The organism is Lysinibacillus sp. fls2-241-R2A-57 (assembly GCF_030209535.1).
Taxonomy (GTDB): domain Bacteria; phylum Bacillota; class Bacilli; order Bacillales_A; family Planococcaceae; genus Lysinibacillus.
Map to the genome: position 1 here is coordinate 1 of NZ_JARVRU010000094.1, position 9,564 is coordinate 9,564.

The 9,564-nt window shown below is 39.8% G+C and carries 9 protein-coding genes; all 9 read left to right on the forward strand.

Translation table 11 applies throughout. The features are described 5' to 3' along the window. Positions 1-103: 103 nt before the first annotated feature. Positions 104-880 carry a uroporphyrinogen-III C-methyltransferase gene (gene cobA / locus QRN68_RS15920; RefSeq protein WP_285397881.1) on the forward strand — a complete coding sequence of 259 codons (777 nt, stop codon included), beginning with the start codon at positions 104-106 and terminating at the stop codon, positions 878-880. Between the two features lie 12 nt (positions 881-892). Beyond that, positions 893-1,639, forward strand: coding sequence for a sirohydrochlorin chelatase (locus QRN68_RS15925; RefSeq protein WP_285397882.1), 747 nt, complete (start codon positions 893-895; stop codon positions 1,637-1,639). Next, a complete protein-coding gene (locus QRN68_RS15930; RefSeq protein ID WP_107924131.1) occupies positions 1,633-1,782 on the forward strand; it encodes a YezD family protein in 150 nt (49 codons plus the stop codon). Before QRN68_RS15925 ends, QRN68_RS15930 begins: the two co-directional genes overlap by 7 nt. Positions 1,783-1,908: 126 nt before the next feature. Further along, positions 1,909-3,696 (forward strand): assimilatory sulfite reductase (NADPH) flavoprotein subunit, encoded by a 1,788-nt coding sequence (locus tag QRN68_RS15935; RefSeq protein WP_285397889.1) that lies wholly within the window; start codon positions 1,909-1,911, stop codon positions 3,694-3,696. Between the two features lie 17 nt (positions 3,697-3,713). Further along, the gene (cysI, locus tag QRN68_RS15940; RefSeq protein WP_285397883.1) at positions 3,714-5,435 is read left to right on the forward strand and encodes an assimilatory sulfite reductase (NADPH) hemoprotein subunit; all 1,722 of its coding nucleotides are present in this window, start codon (positions 3,714-3,716) and stop codon (positions 5,433-5,435) included. Positions 5,436-5,745: 310 nt separating this feature from the next. Beyond that, complete coding sequence (locus tag QRN68_RS15945; protein ID WP_285397884.1) at positions 5,746-6,447, forward strand: phosphoadenylyl-sulfate reductase; 702 nt, start codon at positions 5,746-5,748, stop codon at positions 6,445-6,447. 12 nt (positions 6,448-6,459) lie between these two features. After that, positions 6,460-7,524: an inorganic phosphate transporter gene (locus tag QRN68_RS15950; protein ID WP_285397886.1), complete on the forward strand. Its 1,065-nt coding sequence runs from the start codon at positions 6,460-6,462 to the stop codon at positions 7,522-7,524. A 242-nt stretch (positions 7,525-7,766) separates the two neighbouring features. Continuing rightward, on the forward strand, positions 7,767-8,906 hold the full coding sequence (sat, locus tag QRN68_RS15955; RefSeq protein WP_285397887.1) for a sulfate adenylyltransferase: 1,140 nt from the start codon (positions 7,767-7,769) through the stop codon (positions 8,904-8,906). Beyond that, positions 8,903-9,496, forward strand: a complete 594-nt coding sequence (gene cysC / locus QRN68_RS15960; RefSeq protein ID WP_285397888.1) for an adenylyl-sulfate kinase — start codon at positions 8,903-8,905, stop codon at positions 9,494-9,496. Before sat ends, cysC begins: the two co-directional genes overlap by 4 nt. Positions 9,497-9,564: the final 68 nt, after the last annotated feature.

A 9,564-nucleotide genomic window follows, 5' to 3' on the forward strand; every position in this document is an offset into this window, starting at 1 on the left:
AGCGAAGCGACAGCAACAATTGTTTAACTGTGCGAAAGCGAAGCGACAGCAACAACAAATGTTATTTTGTAGCGAAAACAAAGCGGTAGAGGAGTGAAATCTAATGGGAAAAGTTTTTATAGTAGGTGCTGGTCCTGGCGATGTTGATCTTATCACTGTAAAAGGATTGCGTTGTATCGAATGTGCAGATGTCATCCTGTATGACAGACTCATCAATAAAGAGCTGTTATCTTATGCTAAACGAGAGGCTAAGCTCATCTTTTGCGGTAAGATGCCTCAGCAGCATGCCATGATTCAAGAACAGATTAATCGATCACTTGTCAGCTATGCACAGCAAGGATTGATTGTTACGAGATTAAAGGGGGGTGACCCATTCGTTTTTGGAAGAGGAGCTGAGGAAGCTGAAGTCTTAGCGCAGCATCATATTCCTTTCGAAATTGTACCTGGCATCACTTCCGGGATAGCAGCGCCAGCCTATGCAGGGATTCCTGTTACGCATCGCGATTTAAGCTCAAGTTTTGCAATGGTCACTGGACATATGCAAGAGGGCAAGGATGATGCAATTCGATGGGAAAGTCTCGCAAAAGGAATTGAGACAATTGCGATTTATATGGGGGTCGGTAATCTTCCATATATCCGTCAGCAGCTACTCAAATATGGGCGTGATGAAGAAACACCAGTAGCACTCATCCATTGGGGCACATTTTCTCAGCAAAAAACTGTCACTGGTACTTTAGCCAATATTGAAGATATAGTGCAGCGAGAAAATATTCAAAATCCAAGCATAATTGTAGTGGGAAAAGTTGTTACCTTGAGAGAAACAATTCAATGGTTCGAGCAAAACATTCCACAGTCGAATTTGGCAGAGATTTCTGTATAAGGATGTGGGTTCATGCAAGCTATTTTATATATCGCTCATGGAAGTCGTGTAAAGGCGGGAGTGGAGCAAGCCGTTACCTTTCTAAAGAGCGTACAACAGGAGATTGAGCTACCGATTCAAGAAATTTGTTTTTTAGAACTCACGGCACCGTCAATTGCTGAAGGCATAGATAGCTGTATTAACAGAGGAGCCACGGCTATTGCTATCATGCCTATATTATTACTAGCTGCTCAACATGCAAAGCACGATATTCCAAGTGAGATTGATAAAGCAAAAAAACAACATCCACAAGTGCGATTTACATACGGTGAACCACTTGGTGTCCATGAACTATTAATCGATACACTACAGACTAGAATTTTAGAAGCTAGGTTTCCTACTCACAATGCAAGTGTTTTACTAATAGGTCGTGGGAGTAGTGATCCTTCAGTAAAGAGTGATTTAGCTAAAATTGCAACAAGATTACGTGACAAATATGCTTATGAAGCTGTAGACACATGCTTTTTATATGGAATGGGTCCTACGTTTGAAGATTGGCTACAGCAAGAGAAGAATGAGGCCAATCAAGTGTTTATAGTACCTTATTTATTATTTACTGGGATTTTGCGTCAAAGCATAACAAGTCGATTACAAAACTATGAGAACAAGAACATTATTTTATGTGAAAGTTTAGGCTATGACGACAACGTAAGGAAAGTTTTAGTGGAACGCATTGAGCAATTACTAAAATTTAATGAGGAAGGTGTTTTGGAATGGTAGATAAAAGGACTGAAAATATTAATCTAGCATTAGATAATGTCCGCCAAATTTTAAATACGGTGAACCACGGATCCATAACATTGATTGTGCAAAATTCCTACGTGGTCCAAATTGAAAAGAAGGAAAAAATACGACTTCGATAACGCCAGCCAAAATAAGTTTAGAGATAACATGACAAGCAAATGTCTTGAGAAAAAGTAATGAAGAACAACCGAGTTCAGACAAATTACGAAGAGAAGAAAATAATACTAATACGCGAGGTGGCAAGATTGAAATTGCAAGTAATCAACAGTCCATTTAATGAGGAGCAGGTAAAGCTGTTAAATGAGCTGCTTCCTAAATTAACAGGGGAACAGAGGATTTGGTTAAACGGCTATTTAAGTGCTCCACTAGCAACTATTGATACCATCGTTGAAGAAGCAAAGCCGACAGTAAAACCAATCACCAAAACAGTGACGATTTTATATGGCTCACAAACAGGCAATAGCCAGGGGTTAGCTGAAAAATACGCCTCAGCATTGAAAGATAATGAAGTTGACGTAACAATTTCTTCGTTAGCAACATTTAAGCCGAATAATTTAAAAAAGGTAACAAATCTTTTACTTATTGTAAGCACACATGGGGAAGGGGAACCACCTGATCAAGCAATACAGTTCTACGAATTTTTGCATAGTAAGCGTGCTCCGAAGTTAGAGCATCTTCATTATTCAGTGCTAGCCTTAGGAGATAGCTCCTATGAGTTTTTCTGTAAAACAGGAAAGGATTTTGATGAGCAGTTTGCTAAGTTAGGGGCAACTCGAATCGTACCTCGTACAGATTGTGATGTAGATTATGATGACGCGGCAGCACAATGGTTCTCAGCTGTTCAGCAGGAATTGTTTCAACAGACTGATATAGCTGCTACATCGACTACACAGCATCAGACTACCCAAGGAGACACTACATACTCTCGTAAAAATCCGTTTAATGCTGAAGTACTTGAAAACATTAATTTAAATGGCCGTGGCTCAAACAAAGAAACACATCATATTGAGTTATCCATCGAGGGTGCAAACTTTTATTTCGAACCAGGGGATAGTATTGGTATTCAACCAGAAAATGATGAAAGACTAGTCGATGCTTTAATAACAGCGTTACAGTTTGATCCACAAACTGAGGTAAATGTATTTGAAGAAACACTGCCATTCAAGGATGCATTACAAAAAAAGCTAGAAATAACAGTGCTGTCTAGGCCATTGTTACGAAAAATTGGTGCCTATACGGTGCATCAGGAATTTACAAAGCTACTTGAAGACACGAATGCCTGGAAGGACTATGCAAGAGGAAGAGATTTATTTGACGTTGCTGAGGACTTCGCGCCGTTTACATGGGATGCACAGCAATTTGTAGAATTGCTACGTAAAATACCAGCGCGACTATATTCAATTGCTAGTAGTCAAAAGGCAAACAGTGAAGAAGTGCATTTAACAATTGGCAAAGTAAGCTATGAAACGAATGGGCGACAACGTCTTGGCGTTTGCTCTGGTAGCGTTGCAGAGCGTATTCAAATTGGCGATACATTACCAATCTATGTGCATAAAAATCCGAACTTTAGATTGCCAGAGCAAGCGGACACACCGATTATTATGATCGGTGCTGGTACAGGTGTCGCTCCGTACCGTGCATTTTTGGAGGAGCGAGAGGAGCTAGGTGTTGAAGGGAAATCATGGCTAATTTTGGGCGATCAACACTTTGTAACAGATTTTCTTTATCAAACAGATTGGCAGCGCTGGCTAGCTTCAAATACACTAAGTCAAATGCACGTAGCCTTCTCCCGAGACACAGATAGAAAAATATATGTTCAACATAAAATGGAGGAAAATGCCGCGAGCTTTTATGAATGGATAGAGCAAGGAGCTGTTATTTACGTTTGTGGCGATGAAAAATCGATGGCGGCTGATGTGGATGCAACAATACATCGCATCATTGAGCATCAAGGGCAAAAAACACCAGAGGAAGCGAAAGCCTTTGTCAATGAATTAAAACAACAGAAGCGCTATCAACGTGACGTTTATTAATAAAGGGGCGATAAAAAATGACTGAAAAAATTATTTTACCTCCACAACCAGGAAAGCCTAGTGATGTAGAGCGTATTAAAAGCGAAAGTAATTATTTACGTGGAACACTTGAACGTACGATGAATAATCCATTAAGCTCTGGTATACCAGAGGACGATAACCGTCTAATGAAATTCCATGGTAGTTACTTACAAGATGATCGTGATCTTCGGAATGAACGCCAGCGTCAAAAGCTAGAGCCGGCTTATCAATTTATGGTGCGCGTACGTACGCCGGGTGGGGCAGCTACACCAGCACAATGGCTAGTAATGGATGAAATGGCGAGAAAATATGGTAATGGCTCTTTAAAATTAACGACACGCCAGGCATTCCAAGTGCACGGCATTTTAAAATGGAATGTCAAAAAATATATGCAGGAAATTAATGAGGTATTATTGGATTCTCTCGCTGCCTGCGGGGATGTCAATCGTAATGTAATGTGTAATGTGAATCCAAACCAATCTGCATTACATGAGGAGATTTATAATTGGTCAGCAAAACTAAGTGAGCATTTACTACCAAGAACACGGGCATACCATGAGTTGTGGCTTGATGGTGAAAAGGTAGTCGATAGTCAGGATGAAGAAATTGAACCTATATACGGTGCGCAATATTTGCCACGTAAATTTAAAATTGGTATTGCTATTCCGCCAAGTAACGATGTGGACGTATTCTCACAAGATATTGGATTGATTGCCATTGTTGAGGATGATAAATTAGTAGGCTTTAACGTGGCAGTTGGCGGGGGGATGGGAATGACACATGGTGATCATGAAACATACCCACAACTTGCTCGTATTATTGGTTTTATTACACCTGATAAACTACTGGAAACGTCAGAAAAGATTATTACGATTCAGCGTGATTATGGGAATCGTTCAGTGCGTAAAAATGCACGTTTTAAATATACCATTGATGCAAGAGGGCTTGAGTGGTTTAATGAAGAGCTAACACGTCGTCTAGGCTGGGACATCCAACAAGCTCGCCCGTTTACCTTTGAACGTACAGGTGATGAATATGGATGGATTGAAGGTGCAGACGGCAAATGGCACTATACATTATTTATTCAAAATGGCCGTATTAAAGACTTTGAAAATTATGAGCTTCTAACAGGATTACGTGAAATTGCTAAAGTGCATACGGGTGATTTCCGCTTAACACCAAACCAAAACTTAATGATTAGTAATGTAACGTCGCAAAAAAAGAAGGAAATCACTGCTATTATTGAGCAATATAAGCTTACAGATGGTGCGCACTATTCTGCATTACGCCGTAATTCGATTGCTTGCGTATCGTTACCAACATGTGGTTTAGCGATGGCAGAAGCGGAGCGTTATTTGCCCTCCCTTATTACAAAAATTGAAACCATCATCGATGAAGCAGGCTTAAACGATACAGAAATTGTTATTCGTATGTCAGGCTGTCCGAATGGTTGCTCCCGTGCGGCAATGGCTGAGATTGGTTTTATCGGTAAAGGCCCAGGGAAATATAATATGTATTTAGGAGCAAGCTTTATTGGTGATCGTCTCAATAAAATTTATCGTGAAAATATCGGTGAAGAGGAGATTTTAGCGGAACTTCGTCCAATCCTTCTACACTATGCAAAGGAACGTTTAGATGGCGAGCATTTCGGAGACTTTGTTATTCGTGCAGGCTATGTAACTGCTGTTAACGACGGACGAGATTTTCATCATAAATAAAATAGAATGGTAGTTATGTGAGCAAATTTCTCTGCTACATGGCAATCGTCGGAGATACTCAGAGAAACATCTACATTCAAGTGTCAAACATAAAAACAGGGTGCAATAAAATGAATTTTCTTGAAAACCTAGTTGACTACTAGGTGTACTTAGTATATCTTGGTGATAAGGGGAATGATTGTATAATGAAGTAACTAAAACAATCGTTTCATAATAAGCTGGCTAGTCAAACTAGAGGCGTTTTAACAAAGACATGTTTATCATTTTGTCTTTCGTTAGAACGCCCTTTTTCGTTACGAAGGGGGATTATATGTTAACGTATGCAACTTGGCATGAACCGACAATGAATTTTAATGTTGATGAAGTTTATAAGGCTGCACTGGAGGTTTTACAGTGGAGTTATGCAAAATACGGAGAAGATATCATTTATGCATGTAGCTTTGGGATTGAGGGAATTGTCTTGATTGATCTTATTTCAAAGGTGAAGCCTGATGCAACGATTGTCTTTTTAGATACAGATGTTCATTTTAAGGAAACGTTTGAAACGATTGATAGAGTAAAAGAAAAATATCCACAGCTTAACGTTATTATGCAAAAACCAGTACTTACGCTAGCACAGCAAGCAGCGCAATACGGTGATGAACTATGGAAGTCTAATCCAAATAAATGCTGCGATATTCGCAAAATAAAGCCGTTACATGAAGCGTTAGCAGGTGCAAAGGCTTGGATTTCAGGCTTGCGTCGTGAACAATCAGCAACTCGACAAAATACAAACTTTATCAATCGTGATGATAAATTTAAGTCGATTAAAATTTGTCCACTCATTCATTGGACATGGAAGGATGTTTGGCGATATGTTTCAAAGCATGATTTGCCTTACAATCCTTTACACGACAGAGGCTATCCAAGTATTGGTTGTGAGCATTGTACAAAACCAGCATTTACGATGGATGATTTACGTTCAGGTAGATGGAAGGATTCTGGTAAAACGGAATGTGGGTTACATGAGTAAAGGAGTTTTGCCATGCTTGAATATGTTGCAATAGCAATTAGTTTATTTTTTGCGATGAATATAGGTGCCAGTGGAGCAGCAGCTTCAATGGGAGTCGCTTACGGTGCAGGTGCCATCAAAAAAGCTTGGCAAGCATTGCTAATATGCTCAGTGGGAGTTTTTAGCGGTGCTGTTCTTGGTGGTGGAGAGGTAGTAAAAACAATCAGCTCCGGCATTATGCCACAGGAGTACATTACTGTAAAGATTGTCATTATTATTTTGATTTCTGCAACAAGCTCGCTATTCCTAGCCAATCTGTTAGGCATTCCACTATCGACGAGTGAAGTAACAGTGGGAGCAGTTGTAGGTGTTGGGATTGCTTATAAAGTGTTATATGTAAAATCACTGCTTGTCATCATTTCATTTTGGATAATTATTCCGGTTGTTGCGTTCGTTATTGCACTTGTCTTTGGTAAGTGGCTGTATAAATTACGGGGCAAGGGCTTGTTAAAGGATCGACCGATATTAACGATTCTTCTTGTCTTTGCCGGATTTTTCGAAGCATTTTCAGCAGGGATGAATAACGTAGCAAATGCAGTTGGCCCTCTTGTTGGTGCAGGCATGATGGGCGTAACACATGGAATATGGCTTGGTGGGGCATTTGTAGCGCTTGGCGCAATGCTACTAGGAAAACGAGTACTTGAAACAAACGGTAAAAAAATTGTGCGCTTTGAGAAGGCGGAAGGGATATTGATATCGAGTACAGGTGCACTCCTTGTCGGCATTAGCTCTATTTTTGGGCTTCCCGTGCCGTTAACACAAGTAACATCCTCTTCCATCATCGGAATGGGGATGGCCAAAAACGGGAAACAAATTTTTCATAAACATATCGTGAAAAAAATACTCCGTATTTGGATTGTCTCGCCAATTTTTTCTTTAGTCATTTCTTATTTTTTAGTACAGCTATTTTTAGAGAAAGATCTCTATGCCATCGTATTAACTGGCACTATTATTGTTGGAACGCTTGGTGTTATTAGCTTAATGCGAACAATGCGTGAAGAAGAGCGCTCAATCTATGATGCAGGTGAAGGGATTTAATGGGGGCCAATTAAATCAGTGGGGAAGCTGATCACATTTGAGCGGGAGCTGATCACTTTTGAATGAAACCCGATCACATTTGAGTGGAAGCCGATCAAATTTGAATGAAACCCGATCACATTAGAGCGAAAGCCGATCACTTTTGACCGAAAGCCGATCAAATCAGCAAGAAACCCCAATTAATACACAAATAAACTTAAATATAAAACCTAATAATTCAATAAAAATAGGAGGAGATTTTGATGAGCTTACAACCACATGGTGGACGATTAGTGCAAGCCTTTAATCCAGAGAAGGATACAACACATATAAATAAAGTTATTGAGCTTGATGCCATTTCACTTAGTGATTTAGAGTTAATTGCTATCGGTGGTTACAGTCCAATTGAAGGTTTTTTAACGCAGGAAGATTATGAATCCGTTGTTGAGCATACACGTTTAGCATCAGGCGTGGTGTGGAGTATTCCGATTACATTACCTGTAACAAAGGAAGTAGCGGCAACATTACAACCTGGCAATGAAGCAAAACTAGTATATGGTGATGTTGTTTACGGTGTTATTGAGATCGCTGATATTTATGAGCCGAATAAACGGAAAGAGGCATTGTTAATATATGGCACAGAGGATTTAGAGCATCCTGGTGTTAGAAAGCTGCAGGAACGTCCAAGTATTTATGTGGGCGGAAAAATTACATTAGTAAAACGCCTTGAGCAAAAGTTTCCTGCGTATTCATTTGATCCGATTGAAACACGTCATTTGTTTGCAGAAAAGGGCTGGAAAACTATTGTTGGCTTCCAAACACGTAATCCGGTGCATCGGGCACATGAATATATTCAAAAGGCGGCACTTGAGACAATTGATGGATTATTTTTAAACCCGCTTGTTGGGGAAACGAAATCAGACGATGTGTCAGCTACAATTCGCATGGAAAGCTACGAGGTTTTACTGAAAAATTATTATCCTGAAAATCGCGTGCAATTAGGTGTGTTTCCAGCTGCAATGCGTTATGCAGGGCCAAAGGAAGCCATTTTCCATGCACTTGTACGAAAAAACTATGGCTGTACGCACTTTATCGTTGGACGTGATCATGCAGGGGTTGGTGATTACTATGGCACATATGATGCCCAAAAAATCTTTGAACAATTTACGGAAGATGAATTAGGGATTGTTCCATTGAAATTTGAGCATAGCTTCTATTGCAATAAATGTGAAGGAATGGCGACGACGAAAACTTGTCCACATGATAGCGCAGCACATGTAATTTTATCGGGTACTAAGGTTCGAGAAATGTTGCGTAATGGCGAAGTGCCTCCAAGTACATTTAGTCGTAAAGAGGTTGTTGATGTACTGATTAAAGGAATGCGTAAGGAGGTTTTAAAGTGAGTTCTAACATCGTTTGGCATGAAGCTTCTATAAAAAAAGAGGAGCGTCGTACACAAAACAAACATCAAAGCTTTATTTTATGGTTTACTGGCTTATCAGCTTCAGGAAAATCTTCTGTGGCGAACGTCTTTGCACGACGACTTTTTGAACGTGGCAATCAAGCATTTGTCTTAGATGGTGATAATGTTCGTCATGGCTTGAATAAGGATTTAGGTTTTGATGAAGCAGGCCGTAAGGAAAATATTCGACGTATAGGGGAGGTATCTAAGCTTTTTGTAGAAAGTGGTCACATTGTTCTGACTGCCTTTATTTCACCCTACCGAGAAGATCGTCAAGTTGTCCGTGCGCTAGTAGATGAGGGAGAATTTCTAGAGGTCTATGTGAAATGTTCTGTTGAAACGTGTGAAAAGCGTGATCCGAAGGGACTTTACAAAAAAGCACGGAATGCAGAAATCCCAAACTTTACAGGTATTAGTGCTCCCTATGAAGAACCAGCAAACCCAGAAATTATTTTAGACACAGAAAGCTATTCCATCGAAGAATGTGTAGACCAGCTCACAGATATTTTAACTTCAAAAGGTTATATTTGATAAATCTGGCCCATCACCATAACGTGTGGTTGATTTCTTTGATAGAAAGAGCTTGTTTTTCGATAAAA

Bases quoted from the DNA above. Each gene is read 5' to 3' on its own strand.
- QRN68_RS15950 (WP_285397886.1), top strand. From the start codon at position 6,460: ATGCTTGAATATGTTGCAATAGCAATTAGTTTATTTTTTGCGATGAAT.
- QRN68_RS15930 (WP_107924131.1), top strand. From the start codon at position 1,633: ATGGTAGATAAAAGGACTGAAAATATTAATCTAGCATTAGATAATGTC.
- sat (WP_285397887.1), top strand. From the start codon at position 7,767: ATGAGCTTACAACCACATGGTGGACGATTAGTGCAAGCCTTTAATCCA.
- cobA (WP_285397881.1), top strand. From the start codon at position 104: ATGGGAAAAGTTTTTATAGTAGGTGCTGGTCCTGGCGATGTTGATCTT.
- cysI (WP_285397883.1), top strand. From the start codon at position 3,714: ATGACTGAAAAAATTATTTTACCTCCACAACCAGGAAAGCCTAGTGAT.
- QRN68_RS15925 (WP_285397882.1), top strand. From the start codon at position 893: ATGCAAGCTATTTTATATATCGCTCATGGAAGTCGTGTAAAGGCGGGA.
- QRN68_RS15945 (WP_285397884.1), top strand. From the start codon at position 5,746: ATGTTAACGTATGCAACTTGGCATGAACCGACAATGAATTTTAATGTT.